This window comes from Pseudomonas sp. PA-5-4B (assembly GCF_021606215.1).
In the GTDB taxonomy this organism is placed as follows: domain Bacteria; phylum Pseudomonadota; class Gammaproteobacteria; order Pseudomonadales; family Pseudomonadaceae; genus Aquipseudomonas; species Aquipseudomonas edaphica.
In genome coordinates this window covers 59,707-81,687 of record NZ_WKDB01000026.1, presented here as the reverse complement: position 1 = coordinate 81,687, position 21,981 = coordinate 59,707, and the positions used below count along the sequence as shown (strand labels likewise).

Sequence of the window (21,981 nt, the reverse complement as noted above, 5' to 3'; positions counted from 1 at the left end):
TTGCTGTTGTGGGGGCTTGATTCCCTGCTCGGCTGGCTTGTTTCCTTGATTGTTGGCTAAGGGTGTCCCGTGGCTAAGCGTTGGTACGTTGTGCATGCTTACTCGGGTTACGAGAAGCATGTTATGCGCTCTTTGCTAGAGCGCGTAAAGCTTGCAGGCATGGAAGATGGCTTCGGCGAAATTCTGGTTCCCACTGAAGAAGTGGTTGAAATGCGGAATGGTCAGAAGCGCAAAAGCGAACGCAAGTTCTTCCCTGGCTACGTGCTGGTTCAGATGGACATGAATGAAGGTACTTGGCACTTGGTCAAGGACACTCCTCGTGTCATGGGTTTCATCGGCGGTACTGCTGATAAGCCTGCTCCGATCACCGACAAAGAGGCGGAAGCAATTCTGCGTCGCGTTGCTGACGGTAGCGACAAGCCTAAGCCGAAGACGTTGTTCGAGCCGGGTGAGGTTGTTCGTGTCACAGATGGTCCGTTTGCTGATTTCAACGGCACCGTCGAAGAAGTTAACTACGAAAAGAGCCGGATCCAAGTGGCAGTGCTCATTTTCGGTCGCTCTACTCCGGTAGAGTTGGAGTTCAGCCAGGTCGAGAAGGTCTAGCTGAGCAAGCATCCCAACCCCGCAGCCTTAGGCTGTGGGGTTTTGTCGTCACTGGGATAAACGCGCAAGTAACCGGGGAGCCTTTCGAGGCGTTTGAACCCGTAATTGGAGTGCCTCATGGCCAAGAAGATTACCGCTTACATCAAGCTGCAAGTGAAGGCCGCTCAGGCCAACCCAAGTCCACCTGTCGGCCCGGCTCTGGGTCAGCACGGCGTGAACATCATGGAATTCTGCAAGGCCTTCAACGCCCGTACTCAGGGTCTTGAGCCAGGTCTGCCGACTCCAGTGATCATCACTGTATACAGCGACCGTAGCTTCACTTTCGAAACCAAGTCGACCCCGGCTTCGGTTTTGCTGAAGAAAGCTGCTGGTCTGACTAGCGGTTCCGCTCGTCCTAACACCGTTAAGGTTGGCACCGTAACTCGTGCTCAGCTGGAAGAAATCGCGAAAACCAAAAACGCGGATCTGACTGCAGCTGATATGGATGCAGCCGTGCGTACCATCGCCGGTTCTGCTCGTAGCATGGGCCTTAACGTGGAGGGTGTGTAATGGCTAAGCTGACCAAGCGCCAAAAGGCTATCGCCGGCAAAATCGAAGCAGGCAAGGCCTACAACTTTGTAGACGCCGCTGCCCTGCTGACCGAGCTGTCGACTGTCAAGTTCAGCGAGTCCGTTGACGTTGCTGTAAACCTGGGTGTTGACCCACGTAAATCCGACCAGGTCGTTCGTAGCGCTACTGTGCTGCCACACGGTACTGGCAAGACTGTACGTGTTGCTGTCTTCACCCAAGGCCCGGCAGCTGAAGCTGCTCTGGCCGCCGGCGCTGATCGCGTTGGCATGGACGACCTGGCTGCCGAAATGAAAGGCGGCGACCTGAACTACGACGTAGTTATTGCTTCCCCGGATGCAATGCGCGTTGTAGGTCAGTTGGGTCAGATCCTCGGTCCACGTGGTCTGATGCCTAACCCTAAAGTCGGCACCGTAACGCCAGACGTAGCTACCGCGGTTAAAAACGCCAAGGCTGGTCAGGTTCGTTATCGCACCGACAAAAACGGCATCATTCACACCTCCGTTGGCAAAGTCGGCTTCGATGCCGTCAAGCTGAAGGAAAACGTTGAAGCCCTGATCGCTGATCTGAAGCGTATCAAGCCAGCTTCTTCGAAAGGTATCTACGTCAAGCGCGTTACCCTGAGCACCACTATGGGCCCAGGTCTGGTCATCGACCAAGGCTCGCTGGACGTATAAGAAATACGTTGGTGCGAGAGATCGCGCCAATTGAAAAAATTGGGGTCCCTGCCTGGCGGGGGCTATCCAAGACCGTAGGCGGCGCAAGCCTTAAACCTCAAGCCTACGCAGATGGTGCTCCCGGTTCCTTACCGAATCAGACACCAAAACGACATCCGGCTTCGGCCAGATGAAACGGTAACAAGCAGGAGTTAAACCCGTGGCAATTAATCTCGAAGACAAGAAGGCCATCGTCGCTGAAGTCAACGAGGCTGCCAAAGCTGCTCTGTCCGCTGTCGTGGCTGATGCCCGTGGTGTGACAGTAGGCGCTATGACCGGACTCCGTAAAGAGGCTCGTGAAGCTGGCGTATACGTACGTGTTGTACGTAACACCCTGCTCAAGCGCGCTGTTGCTGACACTGAATACAGTGTTCTCAATGACGTGTTCACCGGCCCGACTCTGATCGCGTTCTCCAAAGATCACCCGGGTGCTGCTGCCCGTTTGTTCAAGGAATTCGCCAAGAGTCAGGATAAGTTCGAGATCAAGGCAGCTGCGTTCGAGGGCAAGTTCCTCGCAGCTAACCAAATCGACGTACTGGCAACACTGCCGACCCGTAACGAAGCTATTTCTCAGCTGATGAGCGTGATTCAAGGCGCTACCAGCAAGTTGGCTCGTACTCTGGCCGCAGTTCGCGAGCAAAAAGAAGCTGCCGCAGCCTAAGGCTGAGCACCTCCTTTCGCGTATTTTTGTTTATTTCGATGGCCGCGTAGGCCGTCCCCCAATTCAGGAAATACAGTAATGTCTATCTCCCAAGAAGATATCCTCAACGCCGTAGCTGAAATGTCGGTTCTGCAGGTTGTTGAGCTGATCAAAGCTTTCGAAGAAAAATTCGGCGTTTCCGCTGCCGCTGCTTCCGCTGGCCCAGCTGTTGCTGCTGTTGCTGCTGAAGAGCAAACCGAATTCAACGTCATGCTGCTGGAAGCTGGCGAGAAGAAAGTAAACGTGATCAAGGCAGTTCGTGAACTGACCGGTCTGGGCCTGAAAGAAGCCAAGGCTGTAGTTGACGGCGCTCCTGCCCAGGTTCTGGAAGCAGTGTCGAAAGACGCCGCTGACAAAGCTAAAGCAGTGCTGGAAGAAGCAGGCGCTAAAGTCGAGCTGAAGTAAGCATCGACCTTGCGTCTCCAGCCCAAGCGTTAAGCTGAAGGCTGATGGCTGGTGGCTCTTGCCACCGGCCTTTTTCCGTTCTTGGCTGTCGACTCGGTCGCCGCCAATTACGCGCTGTAACCACCCGATGCGGTGGTGCAAACCATGGGGTTTGCAAGATTTTCTGGCTGCTCCCGTCGGAGGGGCCAAACAAGCAGGTGACCAAGCTGGGGAACGCTGATGGCTTACTCATATACTGAGAAAAAACGTATCCGCAAGGACTTTAGCAAGTTGCCGGACGTCATGGATGTCCCGTACCTTCTGGCTATCCAGCTGGATTCGTATCGTGAATTCTTGCAGGCGGGAGCGACCAAAGATCAGTTCCGCGACGTGGGCCTGCATGCGGCCTTCAAATCCGTTTTCCCGATCATCAGCTACTCCGGCAATGCTGCGCTGGAGTACGTGGGTTATCGCCTGGGCGAACCGGCATTTGATGTCAAAGAATGCGTGTTGCGCGGTGTTACGTACGCCGTACCTTTGCGGGTAAAAGTCCGCCTGATCATTTTCGACAAAGAATCGTCGAACAAAGCGATCAAGGACATCAAAGAGCAAGAAGTCTACATGGGCGAAATCCCACTGATGACTGAAAACGGTACCTTCGTAATCAACGGTACCGAGCGTGTTATTGTTTCCCAGCTGCACCGTTCCCCGGGCGTGTTCTTCGACCACGACCGCGGCAAGACGCACAGCTCCGGTAAACTCCTGTACTCCGCGCGGATCATTCCGTACCGCGGTTCGTGGTTGGACTTCGAGTTCGACCCGAAAGACTGCGTGTTCGTGCGTATCGACCGTCGTCGCAAGCTGCCGGCCTCGGTACTGCTGCGCGCGCTCGGTTACACCACTGAGCAGGTGCTGGACGCTTTCTACACCACCAACGTATTCAGCCTGAAGGATGAAACCCTCAGCCTGGAGCTGATTGCTTCGCGTCTGCGTGGTGAAATTGCCGTTCTGGACATTCAGGACGAAAACGGCAAAGTGATCGTTGAAGCGGGTCGTCGTATTACTGCGCGCCACATCAACCAGATCGAAAAAGCCGGCATCAAGTCGCTGGAAGTGCCTCTGGACTACGTCCTGGGTCGCACCACCGCCAAGGTTATCGTTCACCCGGCTACAGGCGAAATCCTGGCTGAGTGCAACACCGAGCTGAACACCGAAATCCTGGCAAAAATCGCCAAGGCCCAGGTTGTTCGCATCGAGACCCTGTACACCAACGACATCGACTGCGGTCCGTTCATCTCCGACACACTGAAGATCGACTCCACCAGCAACCAATTGGAAGCGCTGGTCGAGATCTATCGCATGATGCGTCCTGGTGAGCCACCGACCAAAGACGCTGCCGAGACCCTGTTCAACAACCTGTTCTTCAGCCCTGAGCGTTATGACCTGTCTGCGGTCGGCCGGATGAAGTTCAACCGTCGTATCGGTCGTACCGAGATCGAAGGTTCGGGCGTGCTGTGCAAGGAAGATATCGTCGCGGTACTGAAGACTCTGGTCGACATCCGTAACGGTAAAGGCATCGTCGATGACATCGACCACCTGGGTAACCGTCGTGTTCGCTGCGTAGGCGAAATGGCCGAAAACCAGTTCCGCGTTGGCCTTGTGCGTGTTGAACGTGCGGTCAAAGAGCGTCTGTCGATGGCTGAAAGCGAAGGCCTGATGCCGCAAGACCTGATCAACGCCAAGCCAGTGGCTGCGGCAGTGAAAGAGTTCTTCGGTTCCAGCCAGCTTTCCCAGTTCATGGACCAGAACAACCCGCTCTCCGAGATCACCCACAAGCGCCGTGTTTCTGCACTGGGCCCGGGCGGTCTGACCCGTGAGCGTGCTGGCTTTGAAGTTCGTGACGTACACCCGACGCACTACGGTCGTGTTTGCCCGATCGAAACGCCGGAAGGTCCGAACATCGGTCTGATCAACTCCCTGGCCGCTTATGCGCGCACCAACCAGTACGGCTTCCTCGAGAGCCCGTACCGCGTGGTGAAAGACGCTCTGGTCACCGACGAGATCGTATTCCTGTCCGCCATCGAAGAAGCTGATCACGTGATCGCTCAGGCTTCGGCCACGATGAACGACAAGAAAGTCCTGATCGACGAGCTGGTAGCTGTTCGTCACTTGAACGAGTTCACCGTCAAGGCGCCGGAAGACGTCACCTTGATGGACGTTTCGCCGAAGCAGGTAGTTTCGGTTGCAGCGTCGCTGATCCCGTTCCTGGAACACGATGACGCCAACCGTGCGTTGATGGGTTCCAACATGCAGCGTCAAGCTGTACCAACCCTGCGCGCTGACAAGCCGCTGGTAGGTACCGGCATGGAGCGTAACGTAGCCCGTGACTCCGGCGTTTGCGTCGTAGCCCGTCGTGGCGGCGTGATCGACTCCGTTGATGCCAGCCGTATCGTGGTTCGTGTTGCCGATGATGAAGTTGAAACTGGCGAAGCCGGTGTCGACATCTACAACCTGACCAAATACACCCGCTCGAACCAGAACACCTGCATCAACCAGCGTCCGCTGGTGAGCAAGGGTGACCGCGTTCAGCGTAGCGACATCATGGCCGACGGCCCGTCCACCGACATGGGTGAACTGGCTCTGGGTCAGAACATGCGCATCGCGTTCATGGCATGGAACGGCTTCAACTTCGAAGACTCCATCTGCCTGTCCGAGCGTGTTGTTCAAGAAGACCGTTTCACCACGATCCACATTCAGGAACTGACCTGTGTGGCACGTGATACCAAGCTTGGGCCAGAGGAAATCACTGCAGACATCCCTAACGTGGGTGAAGCTGCACTGAACAAGCTGGACGAAGCCGGTATCGTTTACGTAGGTGCTGAAGTTGGCGCAGGCGACATCCTGGTAGGTAAGGTCACTCCGAAAGGCGAGACCCAACTGACTCCGGAAGAGAAGCTGCTGCGTGCCATCTTCGGTGAAAAAGCCAGCGACGTTAAAGACACCTCCCTGCGTGTACCTACCGGTACCAAGGGTACTGTTATCGACGTACAGGTCTTCACCCGTGACGGCGTTGAGCGTGATGCTCGTGCACTGTCCATCGAGAAGACTCAACTCGACGAGATCCGCAAGGACCTGAACGAAGAGTTCCGTATCGTTGAAGGCGCGACCTTCGAACGTCTGCGTTCCGCTCTGGTAGGCCACAAGGCTGAAGGCGGCGCAGGTCTGAAGAAAGGTCAGGACATCACCGACGAAGTACTCGACGGTCTTGAGCACGGCCAGTGGTTCAAACTGCGCATGGCTGAAGATGCTCTGAACGAGCAGCTCGAGAAGGCCCAGGCCTACATCGTTGATCGCCGCCGTCTGCTGGACGACAAGTTCGAAGACAAGAAGCGCAAACTGCAGCAGGGCGATGACCTGGCTCCAGGCGTGCTGAAAATCGTCAAGGTTTACCTGGCAATCCGTCGCCGCATCCAGCCGGGCGACAAGATGGCCGGTCGTCACGGTAACAAAGGTGTGGTCTCCGTGATCATGCCGGTTGAAGACATGCCGCACGATGCCAATGGCACCCCGGTCGACGTCGTCCTCAACCCGTTGGGCGTACCTTCGCGTATGAACGTTGGTCAGATCCTCGAAACCCACCTGGGCCTCGCGGCCAAAGGTCTGGGCGAGAAGATCAACCGTATGATCGAAGAGCAGCGCAAGGTTGCTGACCTGCGTAAGTTCCTGCACGAGATCTACAACGAGATCGGCGGTCGCAACGAAGAGCTGGACACCTTCTCCGACCAGGAAATCCTGGACCTGGCGAAGAACCTGCGCGGCGGCGTTCCAATGGCTACCCCGGTGTTCGACGGTGCCAAGGAAAGCGAAATCAAGGCCATGCTGAAACTGGCAGACCTGCCAGAAAGCGGCCAGATGCAGCTGTTCGACGGCCGTACCGGCAACAAGTTTGAGCGCCCGGTTACTGTTGGCTACATGTACATGCTGAAGCTGAACCACTTGGTAGACGACAAGATGCACGCTCGTTCTACCGGTTCGTACAGCCTGGTTACCCAGCAGCCGCTGGGTGGTAAGGCTCAGTTCGGTGGTCAGCGTTTCGGGGAGATGGAGGTCTGGGCACTGGAAGCATACGGTGCTGCATACACTCTGCAAGAAATGCTCACAGTGAAGTCGGACGATGTGAACGGTCGGACCAAGATGTACAAAAACATCGTGGACGGCGATCACCGTATGGAGCCGGGCATGCCCGAGTCCTTCAACGTGTTGATCAAAGAAATTCGTTCCCTCGGCATCGATATCGATCTGGAAACCGAATAACACGTGACGCGAATCGAGAGCGGGGTTGTTTAGCCCGCTCTCTGCTCCGCCAGGAGGAAAGGCCTTGAAAGACCTACTGAATTTGCTGAAAAACCAGGGTCAAGTCGAAGAGTTCGACGCCATCCGTATTGGGTTGGCATCGCCTGAGATGATCCGTTCGTGGTCGTTCGGTGAAGTTAAAAAGCCGGAAACCATCAACTACCGTACGTTCAAACCTGAGCGTGACGGCCTGTTCTGCGCCAAGATCTTTGGCCCGGTAAAGGATTACGAGTGCCTGTGCGGTAAGTACAAGCGCTTGAAGCACCGTGGTGTGATCTGCGAGAAGTGCGGCGTTGAAGTTGCACTGGCCAAGGTTCGTCGTGAGCGCATGGCGCACATCGAACTGGCTTCGCCGGTTGCCCACATCTGGTTCCTGAAATCGCTGCCGTCCCGTATCGGCTTGCTGATGGACATGACCCTGCGTGATATCGAGCGCGTTCTCTACTTCGAGAGCTATGTCGTTATCGATCCAGGCATGACCACCCTTGAAAAAGGTCAGCTGCTGAACGACGAGCAGTACTTCGAAGCGCTGGAAGAATTCGGCGACGACTTTGATGCCCGTATGGGTGCCGAGGCTGTCCGCGAGCTGCTGCACGCTATCGACCTGGAGCACGAGATTGGCCGTCTGCGCGAAGAAATTCCGCAAACCAACTCCGAAACCAAGATCAAGAAGCTGTCCAAGCGTCTGAAGTTGATGGAAGCCTTCCAGGGTTCCGGCAACTTGCCAGAGTGGATGGTGCTGACCGTTCTGCCGGTTCTGCCGCCAGACCTGCGTCCGCTGGTACCGTTGGACGGTGGTCGTTTCGCGACGTCCGACCTCAACGACCTGTACCGCCGCGTGATCAACCGTAACAACCGCTTGAAGCGCCTGCTCGATCTGTCCGCTCCGGACATCATCGTGCGCAACGAAAAGCGTATGTTGCAAGAAGCTGTCGATGCCTTGCTCGACAACGGCCGTCGTGGCCGCGCTATCACCGGTTCCAACAAGCGTCCTCTGAAATCCCTGGCTGACATGATCAAGGGTAAGCAAGGTCGTTTCCGTCAGAACTTGCTCGGTAAGCGTGTTGACTACTCCGGTCGTTCGGTAATTACCGTAGGCCCGACCCTGCGTCTGCACCAGTGCGGTCTGCCCAAGAAGATGGCACTTGAGCTGTTCAAGCCATTCATCTTCGGCAAGCTGGAAATGCGCGGTCTCGCGACCACCATCAAAGCGGCCAAGAAAATGGTCGAGCGCGAACTGCCAGAGGTTTGGGACGTTCTCGCTGAAGTGATTCGCGAACACCCGGTTCTCCTCAACCGTGCACCGACCCTTCACCGTCTGGGTATCCAGGCGTTTGAACCAGTACTGATCGAAGGTAAGGCTATCCAGCTGCACCCTCTGGTCTGTGCTGCGTACAACGCCGACTTCGACGGCGACCAAATGGCCGTGCACGTACCGCTGACACTGGAAGCCCAGTTGGAAGCGCGCGCGTTGATGATGTCGACCAACAACATTCTGTCGCCAGCCAACGGTGAGCCAATCATCGTTCCGTCGCAGGACGTTGTATTGGGTCTGTACTACATGACTCGTGAAGCGATCAACGCCAAAGGTGAAGGTCGTGTGTTCGCTGACCTGCAAGAAGTTGACCGTGTGTTCCGTGCCGGCGAAGCCGCACTGCACGCCAAGGTCAAAGTGCGGATCAACGAAACCGTCAACGACCGTGATGGCGGCAGCGTGAGCGGCACCCGTATTGTCGACACCACTGTCGGCCGTGCCTTGCTGTATCAAGTTGTGCCAAAAGGCCTGTCGTACGACGTCGTCAACTTGCCGATGAAGAAAAAGGCGATCTCCAAGCTGATCAACCAGTGCTACCGCGTGGTTGGTTTGAAAGAGACCGTGATCTTCGCTGACCAGCTGATGTACACCGGCTTTGCTTATTCGACCATTTCCGGCGTTTCCATCGGTGTTAACGACTTCGTTATCCCGGATGAAAAAGCCCAGATCATCAATGCTGCAACTGATGAAGTGAAAGAAATCGAAAGCCAGTACGCCTCCGGCCTGGTAACCCAGGGCGAGAAGTACAACAAAGTGATCGACCTTTGGTCCAAGGCCAACGACGAAGTGTCGAAGGCGATGATGGCTAACCTCTCGAAAGAGAAGGTTATCGACCGTCATGGCGTAGAAGTCGATCAAGAGTCGTTCAACTCGATGTACATGATGGCCGACTCGGGCGCACGGGGTTCTGCTGCGCAGATCCGTCAGCTCGCCGGTATGCGTGGCCTGATGGCCAAGCCGGACGGCTCCATCATCGAAACGCCGATTACTGCGAACTTCCGTGAAGGTTTGAGCGTACTTCAGTACTTCATCTCCACTCACGGTGCTCGTAAGGGTCTTGCGGATACCGCGTTGAAAACGGCTAACTCCGGTTACCTGACTCGTCGTCTGGTAGACGTTGCGCAAGACTTGGTTGTGACTGAAGTTGACTGCGGCACCGAACACGGTCTGCTGATGACTCCGCACATCGAAGGCGGCGACGTTGTAGAACCGTTGGGTGAGCGCGTACTGGGTCGAGTAATTGCCCGTGACGTATTCAAGCCAGGTACCGAGGAAGTTATCGTTCCTGCTGGCACCCTGGTGGATGAAAAGTGGGTCGAGTTCATCGAACTCAACAGCATCGACGAAGTGATTGTTCGCTCGCCGATCAGCTGCGAAACCCGCTACGGCATTTGCGCCAAGTGCTACGGCCGTGACTTGGCTCGTGGTCACCAGGTGAACATCGGTGAAGCGGTTGGCGTAATTGCTGCCCAGTCCATCGGTGAGCCGGGTACCCAGCTGACCATGCGTACGTTCCACATCGGTGGTGCGGCAAGCCGGACCTCCGCAGCTGACAGCGTTCAGGTGAAGAACGGCGGTACTGTCCGTCTGCACAACCTGAAACACGTTGAGCGAGTGGATGGTTGCCTGGTTGCTGTGTCCCGTTCCGGTGAGCTGGCAATCGCTGATGACTACGGTCGTGAGCGCGAGCGTTACAAGCTGCCGTACGGTGCTGTGATCTCGGTTAAAGAAGGTGACAAGGTCGACGCTGGCGCAATCGTGGCCAAGTGGGATCCGCACACTCACCCAATCGTTACCGAAATGAAAGGTACCGTGACCTACGTGGGCATGGAAGAAGGCATCACGATCAAGCGTCAGACTGACGAATTGACCGGTATGACCAACATTGAAGTACTCGACGCGAAAGATCGTCCAGCTGCCGGTAAAGACATCCGTCCTGCCGTTAAGATGGTTGACGATAACGGCAAGGACTTGTTGCTGCCAGGCACTGACGTAATTGCTCAGTACTTCCTGCCAGCCAACGCCCTGGTCGGTGTAGCGGATGGTGCGAAGATCGCGATCGGTGATGTTATCGCGCGTATCCCGCAAGAAACTTCGAAGACTCGCGACATCACCGGTGGTCTGCCGCGTGTTGCCGACTTGTTCGAAGCTCGTCGTCCGAAAGAAGCGTCGATTCTGGCTGAAGTCAGCGGCACCATCGCGTTCGGTAAAGAGACCAAAGGCAAGCGCCGTCTGGTCATTACCCCGAACGATGGTACTGATCCGTACGAAGAGCTGATTCCGAAGTGGCGTCACCTGAACGTCTTCGAAGGCGAACAGGTAAACCGCGGCGAAGTTATCTCCGACGGCCCGAGCGATCCACACGACATCCTGCGTCTGCTGGGTGTGAGTGCGCTGGCCAAGTACATCGTTAACGAGATCCAGGACGTTTACCGTCTGCAAGGCGTGAAGATCAACGATAAGCACATCGAGACCATCCTGCGTCAGATGCTGCGTAAAGTTGAAATCGCTGAATCCGGCGATTCCAGTTTCATCAAGGGCGACCAGATGGAACTGACTCACGTACTGGTAGAAAACGAACGTCTGGGCGCGGAAGACAAATTTGTCTCCAAGTTCACTCGTGTGTTGCTGGGTATCACCAAGGCGTCGTTGTCCACTGAGTCGTTCATCTCGGCGGCCTCCTTCCAGGAGACCACTCGCGTACTGACCGAAGCAGCGGTGACCGGCAAGCGCGATTACCTGCGCGGCCTGAAAGAAAACGTAGTCGTGGGTCGTTTGATCCCGGCAGGTACCGGTTTGGCTTACCACAGCGAGCGCAAGCGCCGCCGTGATGCTGACAAACCGCTGCGCGTAAGCGCCAGTGAAGTGGAAGCTGCACTGACCGAAGCGCTGAACTCAAGCGGTAACTGAGTTCTGCGATAAATAAGTCTGGGCCCTGGCAGCCCCATTCGTCGGATCGAGGCATTTTTGTCCCGGTTCGATGAGAGGGGAGGTCGGGGCCTTGCCTTGACTGGGGGCAAGATCCTCTTTAGACTCTTGTACCCCTAAATTTGGCGGGAATTCGTTCCTGCCATTTTGCTTTTCTTGCAAGACAATAGCGTCGCAAGACAACAGTGGAGCTAGTAGATGGCAACTATCAACCAGCTGGTACGTCAGCCGCGTAAGCGTATCGTCGAGAAATCCGACGTACCTGCGCTGCAGAACTGCCCGCAACGTCGTGGCGTATGCACTCGTGTGTATACCACCACGCCGAAAAAACCTAACTCGGCACTGCGTAAAGTATGCCGTGTGCGTCTGACCAACGGTTTCGAGGTTTCCTCGTACATCGGCGGTGAAGGCCACAACCTGCAAGAGCACAGCGTGGTACTGATCCGCGGCGGTCGTGTAAAAGACTTGCCAGGTGTTCGTTACCACACCGTACGCGGCTCCTTGGATACTTCCGGCGTTAAAGGTCGTAACCAGGGTCGTTCGAAGTACGGTACCAAGAAGCCTAAGTAGTAGCGGCTTTTTGTAAAACTGAATCATCTTATTTTCTGAGTCGATAAGAGTAAGGTCGGAGGCGTCCCGAAAGGGCACCGATTCCGAGCGAACCTGAAGACCGTTTGAGGGCTTATCCATGCCAAGAAGACGCGTAGCAGCCAAGCGCGAAGTGCTTGACGATCCAAAATACGGAAGCCAAATTCTGGCCAAGTTCATGAACCACGTGATGGAAAGCGGCAAGAAAGCCGTTGCCGAGCGTATCGTTTATGGCGCGCTGGAAAAGGTTAAAGAACGCAAGAACAGCGACCCCCTGGAAATCTTCGAGAAAGCTCTCGACGCCATCGCTCCGCTGGTCGAAGTGAAGTCGCGCCGTGTAGGCGGTGCTACTTACCAGGTTCCGGTCGAAGTTCGTCCGTCCCGTCGTAACGCTCTGGCAATGCGCTGGTTGGTAGACTTCGCCCGTAAGCGCGGCGAGAAGTCTATGGCTCTGCGTTTGGCCGGCGAGCTGTTGGACGCCGCTGAAGGTAAAGGTGCTGCTGTTAAGAAGCGTGAAGACGTGCACCGTATGGCTGAAGCTAACAAAGCTTTCTCGCACTACCGCTTCTAATCTTAGCTTCACTAATTTTGCGAGGGCTTTATGGCTCGTACTACTCCGATTAGCCGCTACCGTAACATCGGTATCGTTGCTCACGTGGATGCTGGTAAAACCACCACCACCGAGCGCGTACTGTTTTACACCGGCAAAAGTCACAAAATGGGCGAGGTGCATGACGGCGCCGCGACCACAGACTGGATGGTTCAGGAGCAGGAGCGTGGTATTACCATTACTTCTGCTGCTATTACCGCCTTCTGGAAGGGTTCCGAGAAGCAGTACAAAGACGAGCATCGCTTCAACGTAATCGATACACCAGGCCACGTAGACTTCACCATTGAAGTTGAGCGTTCCCTGCGCGTACTCGACGGCGCTGTCGTTGTGTTCTGCGGTACCTCGGGTGTTGAGCCTCAGTCGGAAACCGTATGGCGTCAAGCCAACAAGTACGGCGTTCCACGTCTTGTTTACGTAAACAAGATGGACCGTGCTGGTGCCAACTTCCTGCGCGTGATCGGTCAGATCAAACAGCGCCTGGGTCACACTCCGGTGCCAATTCAATTGGCAATCGGTTCCGAAGACAACTTCCAGGGTCAGATCGATCTGATCAACATGGAAGCTGTTTACTGGAATGACTCCGACAAAGGTATGGTTCCTGTTCGTAAGCCTATCCCTGCAGAACTGCAGGAACTGGCTGACGAGTGGCGCAACAACATGGTTGAGGCTGCGGCCGAAGCCAGCGAAGAGCTGATGAACAAGTACCTCGAGGGTGAAGAACTCACCAACGTGGAAATCAAGGCCGCTCTGCGTCAGCGTACTATCGCTGGTGAGATCGTCTTGGCTGTTTGCGGTTCCTCGTTCAAGAACAAGGGCGTTCCCCTGGTTCTCGATGCTGTGATCGACTACCTGCCTGCTCCAACCGATATTCCTGCTATCAAGGGTACCAACCCTGATAACGAGGAAGAAGAAATGGAGCGTCATGCAGACGACAGCGAGCCGTTCTCGGCCCTGGCGTTCAAGATCGCTACCGACCCATTCGTGGGTACTTTGACCTTCGTCCGTGTTTACTCGGGCGTGTTGGCATCCGGCGACGGCGTGATCAACTCGGTTAAAGGCAAGAAAGAGCGCGTGGGTCGTATGGTGCAAATGCACGCAAACGCCCGTGAAGAGATCAAGGAAGTACGCGCTGGTGACATCGCGGCCCTGATCGGCATGAAGGACGTCACCACTGGTGAGACTTTGTGCGACGCTGCCAAGCCAATCATCCTGGTTCGCATGGACTTCCCGGAGCCGGTTATTTCGGTTGCCGTAGAGCCTAAGACCAAGGATGACCAGGAAAAAATGGGTATCGCTTTGGGCAAACTTGCTCAGGAAGATCCATCTTTCCGCGTCAAGACTGATGAAGAGACTGGTCAAACGATCATCTCCGGCATGGGCGAGCTGCACCTGGACATCCTGGTTGACCGGATGCGCCGTGAGTTCAACGTCGAAGCCAACATCGGTAAGCCTCAGGTTTCCTATCGTGAGCGCATCACGAAGAACTGTGAAATCGAAGGCAAGTTCGTTCGTCAGTCCGGCGGTCGTGGTCAGTTCGGTCACTGCTGGATCCGTTTTGCTCCTGCTGACGAAGGTCAGGAAGGTCTGCAATTCGTGAACGAAGTAGTGGGTGGTGTTGTTCCTAAGGAATACATCCCTGCTATCCAGAAGGGTATCGAAGAGCAGATGAAGAACGGTGTTGTTGCCGGCTATCCGCTGATCGGCCTGAAAGCAACCGTTTTTGACGGTTCTTACCACGACGTCGACTCCAACGAGATGGCGTTTAAGGTGGCTGCTTCCATGGCAACCAAGCAACTGGCCCAGAAGGGCGGTGGTGAGTTGCTTGAGCCAATCATGGCGGTAGAAGTTGTTACACCTGAAGACTATATGGGTGATGTCATGGGCGACCTTAACCGTCGTCGCGGCATGATCTTGGGTATGGAAGACACGGTTTCCGGCAAAGTGATTCGCGCCGAGGTTCCGTTGGGTGAGATGTTCGGTTATGCGACCGACGTTCGCTCCATGTCCCAGGGTCGCGCAAGCTACTCTATGGAATTCAAAAAATACAACACAGCTCCGGCGCACATCGCTGAAACTGTATCCAAAAAACAAGGCTGATTCAGTCCTTTAGGCAAGGAGTTAATTGTCGTGGCTAAAGAAAAATTTGATCGTTCCCTACCGCACGTCAACGTTGGCACCATCGGTCACGTTGACCACGGTAAAACCACTCTGACTGCTGCTCTGACTCGCGTTTGCTCCGAAGTATTCGGTTCCGCAATCGTTGATTTCGATAAAATCGACAGCGCGCCAGAAGAAAAAGCTCGTGGTATCACCATCAACACCGCGCACGTTGAATACAACTCGCTGATCCGTCACTACGCTCACGTTGACTGCCCAGGTCACGCTGACTATGTGAAGAACATGATCACCGGTGCTGCCCAGATGGACGGCGCGATCCTGGTTTGCTCGGCCGCTGATGGTCCGATGCCACAAACCCGTGAGCACATCCTGCTGTCCCGTCAGGTAGGCGTTCCGTACATCGTGGTTTACCTGAACAAGGCCGACCTGGTAGACGACGCTGAGCTGCTGGAACTGGTTGAGATGGAAGTGCGCGATCTGCTGAGCACTTACGACTTCCCAGGCGACGACACTCCGATCATCATCGGTTCTGCTCGTATGGCTCTGGAAGGCAAAGACGACAACGAAATGGGCACCACGTCCGTTCGTAAACTGGTTGAGACTCTGGACAGCTACATCCCAGATCCAGTTCGTGTTATCGACAAGCCGTTCCTGATGCCAATCGAAGACGTATTCTCGATCTCCGGTCGCGGTACTGTTGTAACTGGTCGTATCGAGCGCGGTATCGTCAAGGTTCAAGATCCACTGGAAATCGTTGGTCTGCGTGACACTACCGTCACCACCTGCACCGGTGTTGAAATGTTCCGTAAACTGCTCGACGAAGGTCGTGCTGGCGAGAACTGCGGCGTTCTGCTGCGTGGTACCAAGCGTGACGACGTTGAGCGTGGCCAGGTTCTGGTTAAGCCAGGTTCGGTTAAGCCGCACACCAAGTTCGAAGCTGAAGTGTACGTGCTGAGCAAAGAAGAAGGCGGCCGTCACACTCCGTTCTTCAAAGGCTACCGTCCACAGTTCTACTTCCGTACTACCGACGTAACCGGTAACTGCGAACTGCCGGAAGGCGTAGAAATGGTAATGCCAGGCGACAACATCAAAATGGTTGTCACCCTGATCAAAACCATCGCTATGGAAGACGGCCTGCGTTTCGCAATCCGTGAAGGCGGCCGTACCGTTGGTGCTGGCGTTGTAGCTAAAATCATCGAGTAATTATCTCTTCTGAGATAGCTCTGATGTTTTGAAAAGGCCCCCGCTCAGCGGGGGCCTTTTTTATTGGGTTGACACCTATCAGGGCCGTCTATAGAATTGCGCCTCCTTTTAACGGGCGTATTGCGCTCGCTGGGAATAGCAGCCGGAGTCTGAAATCCAATGCAAAATCAGCAAATCCGTATCAGGTTGAAGGCTTTTGACCATCGCCTGATCGACCAATCCACCCAGGAAATCGTGGAAACCGCGAAACGTACTGGTGCTCAAGTGCGTGGTCCAATTCCACTGCCTACCCGTAAAGAGCGGTTCACCGTTCTGGTCTCCCCGCACGTCAACAAAGACGCGCGTGACCAGTACGAGATCCGTACTCATAAGCGCGTACTGGACATCGTCCAGCCAACGGATAAAACCGTTGATGCACTTATGAAGCTTGATCTGGCGGCCGGTGTGGAAGTACAGATCAGCCTCGGCTAAGACTTGGGTCTTAGTCGTGTAACGCTCTGAAATGGGCGGCCATAGCGGGTGAAAGCCCCGTACACTCATGAGGTTTACAACATGACTATTGGTGTAGTCGGTCGTAAATGCGGTATGACCCGTATTTTCACCGAAGAAGGTGTCTCCATTCCGGTCACGGTCATTGAGATCGAGCCGAATCGCGTCACCCAGTTCAAAACTGAAGAAACCGATGGCTATCGTGCAGTGCAAGTCACTGTCGGCGAGCGTCGTGCTTCGCGCGTGACTGCTGCTCAAGCAGGTCACTTCGCTAAAGCAAACGTTGCAGCTGGTCGCACTGTTATGGAGTTCCGTCTCGAAGACGGCGACTACCAGGCTGGCGATCTGATCAACGCTGAAATCTTCGCCGCTGGTCAACTGGTTGATGTAACCGGTCAGTCCAAGGGTAAAGGCTTCCAGGGTACGATCAAGCGTTGGAATTTCCGTGGCCAAGACAACACTCACGGTAACTCCGTTTCCCACCGCGTCCCGGGCTCTATTGGCCAGTGCCAGACTCCTGGTCGTGTATTCAAGGGCAAAAAAATGTCCGGTCATATGGGCGCTGAGCGCGTGACCGTGCAGTCCCTCGAAGTAGTGCGCGTCGACGCTGAACGCAATCTGTTGTTGGTCAAGGGTGCTGTTCCTGGCGCTACTGGCGGCAACCTGGTTGTACGTCCAGCGGCCAAGGCTCGCGGTTAAGGGGAAGCTGACATGCAATTAAATGTAAATGACGCTCAAGCGATCGAAGTTTCCGAACTGACATTTGGCGGCGAATTCAACGAGACGCTGGTTCACCAAGCAGTCGTGGCCTACATGGCCGGCGGCCGTCAAGGTAGCAAGCAGCAAAAGACCCGTTCCGACGTACGTGGTGGCGGTAAGCGCCCTTGGCGTCAGAAAGGTACTGGCCGTGCTCGTGCCGGTACTATCCGTAGCCCAATCTGGCGTGGCGGCGGTACCACTTTCGCAGCTCGTCCACAGGATCACACTCAGAAGCTCAACAAGAAGATGTATCGCGCAGCACTGCGCTCCATCCTTGCTGAACTCGTGCGTACTGATCGTCTGGTCGTGGTTCAAGACTTCGCTGTTGAAAGTCCAAAAACCAAAGATCTGCTGGGCAAACTGAACAACATGAGCCTGACCGACGTTTTGATCGTGTCGGAAGCTGTTGATCAGAACCTGTACCTGGCTGCTCGCAACCTGCCACACGTTGATGTACGTGACGTGCAAGGTTCCGATCCAGTTAGTCTGATCGCATACGACAAGGTGTTGATCACCGTGTCGGCCGTGAAGAAATTCGAGGAGCTGCTGGGATGAACCAGGAACGCGTATTTAAAGTTCTGCTTGGCCCGCACGTTTCCGAAAAGGCTACGGTTCTGGCTGACAAGAAAGGCCAGTTCGTTTTCAAGGTTGCAACTGACGCAACCAAGCTGGAAATCAAGAAGGCCGTCGAAAGCCTGTTCAGCGTGAAAGTAGAGCGTGTTACTACCCTGAATGTTCTGGGTAAGAGCAAGCGCACTGCTCGCGGTCTGGGCAAGCGTAATGACTGGAAGAAGGCAGTTATCTCCCTTCAGCCAGGCCAAGATCTCGATTTCAGCAGCAGTGCTGAGTAAGGAAGGGGTGCATCATGGCAATCGTTAAATGCAAACCGACTTCCCCTGGCCGCCGTTTTGTGGTCAAGGTGGTCAACCAGGAGCTGCATAAAGGCGCTCCTCACGCACCGCTGCTCGAGAAAAAATCGAAGACTGGTGGTCGTAACAACAATGGTCGTATTACCACTCGTCACATCGGTGGTGGCCATAAGCAGCATTATCGTCTGGTCGATTTCCGTCGCAACGACAAAGATGGCATCTCTGCCACTGTCGAGCGTATCGAATACGATCCAAACCGTACTGCTCACATCGCTCTGCTGCTGTACGCAGATGGCGAGCGTCGCTACATCATCGCCCCTAAAGGCGTGAGTGCTGGTGACCAGCTGATCGCAGGTGCTTTGGCACCGATCAAGCCGGGCAACGCTCTGCAACTGCGTAACATTCCAGTTGGTAGCACCGTACACGGCATCGAATTGAAGCCAGGTAAAGGCGCGCAAATCGCTCGTTCCGCTGGTGCTTCGGCTCAGCTGATCGCTCGTGAAGGTGTCTACGTGACCCTGCGTCTGCGTTCTGGTGAGATGCGTAAAGTGCTGGCTGAATGCCGCGCGACCTTGGGCGAAGTCTCGAACTCCGAGCACAGCCTGCGTTCGCTGGGTAAAGCTGGTGCCAAACGCTGGCGTGGCGTTCGCCCAACCGTTCGTGGTGTTGCCATGAACCCGGTTGACCACCCACACGGTGGTGGTGAAGGTCGTACCTCTGGTGGTCGTCATCCGGTATCGCCATGGGGCTTCCCGACTAAGGGCGCGAAGACTCGTGGTAATAAGCGTACCGACAAAATGATCGTCCGTCGTCGCAAGTAAATAGAGGGATACGACAGTGCCACGTTCTCTGAAAAAAGGTCCTTTTATTGATCTTCACCTACTGAAGAAGATCGAAGTGGCGGCGGAAAAGAACGATCGCAAACCAGTTAAGACCTGGTCGCGTCGTTCGATGATCCTGCCACAAATGGTCGGTCTGACCATCGCAGTACACAACGGTCGCCAACACGTCCCAGTTCTCGTTAACGAAGACATGGTCGGCCACAAACTGGGCGAGTTTGCCGGTACCCGCACTTATCGTGGGCACGTGGCAGACAAGAAAGCCAAGCGTTAAGGGGTTAGGAAATGGAAGTAGCCGCTAAGTTGTCGGGCGCTCGAATCTCCGCCCAGAAAGCCCGCTTGGTCGCCGACCAGATCCGCGGGAAGAAGGTGGGCGAAGCGCTCAACCTGTTGGCTTTCAGCAGTAAGAAAGCCGCCGAGATCATGAAGAAAGTGCTGGAGTCGGCCGTAGCCAACGCCGAGCATAACGAAGGCGCAGACGTTGATGACCTGAAGGTCAGCACCGTTTTCGTCAACGAAGGGCGTTCGCTGAAGCGCATCATGCCACGTGCCAAAGGCCGTGCTGATCGCATCGTCAAGCGGTCTTGCCATATCACTGTCAAGGTTGCTGACAAGTAACGGAGTCGAAGAGATGGGTCAGAAAGTACATCCCATTGGCATTCGCCTGGGAATCGTCAAGGAGCACACCTCCGTCTGGTACGCAGACGGTCGGACTTATGCGGACTATTTGTTCGCTGATCTGAAGGTGCGTGAGTATCTCCAAGACAAACTAAAAAGCGCGTCCGTAAGCCGTATCGATATCCATCGTCCGGCACAAACTGCACGTATCACCATCCACACCGCTCGTCCAGGTATCGTTATCGGGAAGAAAGGTGAAGATGTTGAGAAACTGCGTCAGGACCTGACCAAGCAAATGGGTGTGCCTGTGCACATCAATATCGAAGAGATCCGTAAGCCGGAGCTCGACGGTATGCTGGTTGCGCAGAGCGTAGCTCAGCAGCTGGAGCGTCGTGTAATGTTCCGTCGCGCTATGAAGCGCGCTGTACAGAACGCCATGCGCATTGGTGCCAAAGGCATCAAAATCCAAGTGAGCGGTCGTCTCGGCGGTGCTGAAATCGCACGTACTGAATGGTATCGCGAAGGTCGTGTGCCACTGCACACCCTGCGTGCCGACATCGACTATGCCAACTACGAAGCTCACACCACTTACGGTGTGATCGGTGTAAAGGTTTGGATCTTCAAGGGCGAAGTAATTGGTGGTCGCCAAGAAGAACTGAAACCACAAGCACCAGCGCCTCGTAAAAAAGCTGCTAAGTAAGGGGTACGCCAAATGTTGCAACCTAAGCGTACGAAGTTCCGCAAGCAGATGACAGGCCACAACCGTGGTCTGGCTCAGCGCGGTAGCAAAGTCAGCTTCGGCGAGTTCGCGCTGAAGTCTGTAGCTCGTGGTCGTCTCACCGCTCGTCAGATCGAGTCAGCGCGTCGTGCACTGACCCGTCACGTAAAACGTGGCGGCAAGATCTGGATCCGTGTATTCCCGGACAAGCCGATCTCCAAAAAGCCTCTCGAGGTTCGGATGGGTAAAGGTAAGGGTAACGTGGAATACTGGGTAGCCCAGATTCAGCCAGGCAAAGTCCTGTATGAAATCGAGGGTGTAACTGAAGAGCTGGCGCGTGAGGCTTTTGCCCTGGCTGCTGCAAAGCTGCCGCTCGCCACCGCCTTTGTTAAACGGACGGTGATGTGATGAAAGCGAATGAACTTCGTGAAAAATCCGCACAGCAGCTGAACGAGCAACTGCTCGGCCTGCTGCGCGACCAGTTCAATCTGCGTATGCAGAAAGCAACTGGCCAGTTGGGGCAGTCTCATCTGCTCTCGCAAGTTAAGCGTGACATCGCTCGCGTGAAGACTGTGCTCAACCAGCAGGCAGGTAAGTGATCATGGCTGAAGCCGAAAAGACTGTCCGTACGCTGACTGGCCGTGTTGTCAGCGACAAGATGGACAAAACCATCACCGTACTGATCGAGCGTCGCGTTAAGCACCCGATCTACGGTAAATATGTTAAGCGTTCGACTAAGCTGCACGCGCACGACGAAACCAACCAGTGCCACATCGGCGACAAAGTCACTATTCGTGAAACTCGTCCGCTGGCCAAGACCAAGTCTTGGGCACTGGTTGATGTTCTCGAACGCGCTGTGGAAGTCTAAGGACTAGGGGTCGGAGAAATTATATGATTCAGACTCAATCCATGCTCGATGTGGCCGATAACAGCGGCGCTCGCCGTGTTATGTGCATCAAGGTGCTGGGTGGCTCCCATCGTCGTTACGCTGGTATCGGTGACATCATCAAAGTTACCGTGAAGGAAGCAATTCCTCGCGGTAAAGTGAAAAAAGGCCAAGTGATGACTGCTGTTGTAGTCCGCACTCGTCACGGCGTACGCCGTGCTGATGGCTCCATTATCCGCTTTGATGGCAACGCTGCTGTTCTTCTGAACAACAAGCAAGAGCCGATCGGCACCCGTATCTTTGGGCCAGTGACCCGTGAACTTCGTACTGAGAAGTTCATGAAGATCGTCTCGCTCGCCCCAGAAGTGCTGTAAGGAGATCCGACATGCAAAAGATTCGTCGTGACGACGAGATCATCGTGATCGCCGGCAAAGACAAAGGTAAGCGCGGTAAGGTGCTTAAGGTTCTCGCTAATAACCGTCTGGTTATCGGCGGTCTGAACCTGGTTAAGCGTCATACCAAGCCTAACCCGATGTCGGGCGTACAAGGCGGTATCGTCGAAAAAGAAGCTCCACTGGACGCTTCTAACGTCGCCATTTTCAACGGCGAAACCAACAAGGCTGACCGCGTTGGTTTCAAAGTAGAAGACGGCAAGAAAATTCGTGTCTTCAAGTCGACCCAAAAAGCGGTTGATGCTTGAACACTGCTAGGTAGAAGA

The 21,981-nt window shown here is 55.0% G+C and carries 24 protein-coding genes; all 24 read left to right on the top strand.

The features are described from left to right. Nucleotides 1–69 precede the first annotated feature (69 nt). The 24 genes from nusG to rplX all read left to right on the top strand — a co-directional run bounded on the left by nusG (nt 70) and on the right by rplX (nt 21,963). Entirely contained in the window at nt 70–603 is a 534-nt protein-coding gene (gene nusG, locus GIW28_RS15080) for a transcription termination/antitermination protein NusG (protein WP_003176436.1), read from the top strand. Nucleotides 604–720: 117 nt separating this feature from the next. After that, the gene (rplK, locus tag GIW28_RS15075) at nt 721–1,152 is read left to right on the top strand and encodes a 50S ribosomal protein L11 (protein WP_003176435.1); all 432 of its coding nucleotides are present in this window, start codon (nt 721–723) and stop codon (nt 1,150–1,152) included. After that, a complete protein-coding gene (gene rplA / locus GIW28_RS15070; protein WP_003232403.1) occupies nt 1,152–1,847 on the top strand; it encodes a 50S ribosomal protein L1 in 696 nt (231 codons plus the stop codon). The genes rplK and rplA overlap by 1 nt, the downstream gene beginning before the upstream one ends. A gap of 199 nt (nt 1,848–2,046) precedes the next feature. Continuing rightward, nucleotides 2,047–2,547 (top strand): 50S ribosomal protein L10, encoded by a 501-nt coding sequence (gene rplJ, locus GIW28_RS15065; RefSeq protein ID WP_003176433.1) that lies wholly within the window; start codon nt 2,047–2,049, stop codon nt 2,545–2,547. A gap of 78 nt (nt 2,548–2,625) precedes the next feature. Continuing rightward, entirely contained in the window at nt 2,626–2,991 is a 366-nt protein-coding gene (gene rplL, locus GIW28_RS15060) for a 50S ribosomal protein L7/L12 (protein ID WP_010566858.1), read from the top strand. A gap of 219 nt (nt 2,992–3,210) precedes the next feature. Then, a complete protein-coding gene (rpoB, locus tag GIW28_RS15055; protein ID WP_017135961.1) occupies nt 3,211–7,284 on the top strand; it encodes a DNA-directed RNA polymerase subunit beta in 4,074 nt (1,357 codons plus the stop codon). 64 nt (nt 7,285–7,348) lie between these two features. Continuing rightward, nucleotides 7,349–11,548, top strand: coding sequence for a DNA-directed RNA polymerase subunit beta' (gene rpoC / locus GIW28_RS15050; RefSeq protein ID WP_017135962.1), 4,200 nt, complete (start codon nt 7,349–7,351; stop codon nt 11,546–11,548). Nucleotides 11,549–11,764: 216 nt separating this feature from the next. Further along, nucleotides 11,765–12,136, top strand: coding sequence for a 30S ribosomal protein S12 (rpsL, locus tag GIW28_RS15045; RefSeq protein WP_002555494.1), 372 nt, complete (start codon nt 11,765–11,767; stop codon nt 12,134–12,136). A 118-nt stretch (nt 12,137–12,254) separates the two neighbouring features. Next, the gene (gene rpsG / locus GIW28_RS15040; protein WP_002555493.1) at nt 12,255–12,725 is read left to right on the top strand and encodes a 30S ribosomal protein S7; all 471 of its coding nucleotides are present in this window, start codon (nt 12,255–12,257) and stop codon (nt 12,723–12,725) included. A gap of 30 nt (nt 12,726–12,755) precedes the next feature. Next, on the top strand, nt 12,756–14,861 hold the full coding sequence (gene fusA, locus GIW28_RS15035; protein WP_010206921.1) for an elongation factor G: 2,106 nt from the start codon (nt 12,756–12,758) through the stop codon (nt 14,859–14,861). A 30-nt stretch (nt 14,862–14,891) separates the two neighbouring features. Further along, complete coding sequence (tuf, locus tag GIW28_RS15030; protein WP_003176426.1) at nt 14,892–16,085, top strand: elongation factor Tu; 1,194 nt, start codon at nt 14,892–14,894, stop codon at nt 16,083–16,085. A 159-nt stretch (nt 16,086–16,244) separates the two neighbouring features. Beyond that, nucleotides 16,245–16,556 carry a 30S ribosomal protein S10 gene (rpsJ, locus tag GIW28_RS15025; protein ID WP_003186070.1) on the top strand — a complete coding sequence of 104 codons (312 nt, stop codon included), beginning with the start codon at nt 16,245–16,247 and terminating at the stop codon, nt 16,554–16,556. Between the two features lie 81 nt (nt 16,557–16,637). Continuing rightward, nucleotides 16,638–17,273 carry a 50S ribosomal protein L3 gene (rplC, locus tag GIW28_RS15020; RefSeq protein ID WP_003194649.1) on the top strand — a complete coding sequence of 212 codons (636 nt, stop codon included), beginning with the start codon at nt 16,638–16,640 and terminating at the stop codon, nt 17,271–17,273. A gap of 12 nt (nt 17,274–17,285) precedes the next feature. After that, the gene (rplD, locus tag GIW28_RS15015) at nt 17,286–17,888 is read left to right on the top strand and encodes a 50S ribosomal protein L4 (RefSeq protein WP_017135963.1); all 603 of its coding nucleotides are present in this window, start codon (nt 17,286–17,288) and stop codon (nt 17,886–17,888) included. Next, nucleotides 17,885–18,184, top strand: coding sequence for a 50S ribosomal protein L23 (gene rplW / locus GIW28_RS15010; protein WP_002555488.1), 300 nt, complete (start codon nt 17,885–17,887; stop codon nt 18,182–18,184). Before rplD ends, rplW begins: the two co-directional genes overlap by 4 nt. 14 nt (nt 18,185–18,198) lie before the next feature. Then, nucleotides 18,199–19,023 carry a 50S ribosomal protein L2 gene (rplB, locus tag GIW28_RS15005; protein ID WP_003176423.1) on the top strand — a complete coding sequence of 275 codons (825 nt, stop codon included), beginning with the start codon at nt 18,199–18,201 and terminating at the stop codon, nt 19,021–19,023. Between the two features lie 16 nt (nt 19,024–19,039). After that, on the top strand, nt 19,040–19,315 hold the full coding sequence (gene rpsS / locus GIW28_RS15000; RefSeq protein ID WP_002555486.1) for a 30S ribosomal protein S19: 276 nt from the start codon (nt 19,040–19,042) through the stop codon (nt 19,313–19,315). 11 nt (nt 19,316–19,326) lie between these two features. Continuing rightward, nucleotides 19,327–19,659, top strand: a complete 333-nt coding sequence (gene rplV, locus GIW28_RS14995; RefSeq protein ID WP_003103908.1) for a 50S ribosomal protein L22 — start codon at nt 19,327–19,329, stop codon at nt 19,657–19,659. Nucleotides 19,660–19,672: 13 nt separating this feature from the next. Then, nucleotides 19,673–20,359 (top strand): 30S ribosomal protein S3, encoded by a 687-nt coding sequence (gene rpsC / locus GIW28_RS14990; RefSeq protein WP_003176422.1) that lies wholly within the window; start codon nt 19,673–19,675, stop codon nt 20,357–20,359. Between the two features lie 12 nt (nt 20,360–20,371). Further along, complete coding sequence (gene rplP / locus GIW28_RS14985) at nt 20,372–20,785, top strand: 50S ribosomal protein L16 (protein WP_003232424.1); 414 nt, start codon at nt 20,372–20,374, stop codon at nt 20,783–20,785. Continuing rightward, on the top strand, nt 20,785–20,976 hold the full coding sequence (gene rpmC / locus GIW28_RS14980; RefSeq protein WP_002555481.1) for a 50S ribosomal protein L29: 192 nt from the start codon (nt 20,785–20,787) through the stop codon (nt 20,974–20,976). The genes rplP and rpmC overlap by 1 nt, the downstream gene beginning before the upstream one ends. A gap of 2 nt (nt 20,977–20,978) precedes the next feature. Next, nucleotides 20,979–21,245, top strand: coding sequence for a 30S ribosomal protein S17 (rpsQ, locus tag GIW28_RS14975; protein ID WP_003176419.1), 267 nt, complete (start codon nt 20,979–20,981; stop codon nt 21,243–21,245). Nucleotides 21,246–21,268: 23 nt separating this feature from the next. Continuing rightward, nucleotides 21,269–21,637 (top strand): 50S ribosomal protein L14, encoded by a 369-nt coding sequence (gene rplN, locus GIW28_RS14970; RefSeq protein ID WP_002555479.1) that lies wholly within the window; start codon nt 21,269–21,271, stop codon nt 21,635–21,637. Nucleotides 21,638–21,648: 11 nt separating this feature from the next. Beyond that, nucleotides 21,649–21,963, top strand: coding sequence for a 50S ribosomal protein L24 (rplX, locus tag GIW28_RS14965; protein ID WP_003176416.1), 315 nt, complete (start codon nt 21,649–21,651; stop codon nt 21,961–21,963). The last annotated feature ends 18 nt before the right edge of the window (nt 21,964–21,981 follow it).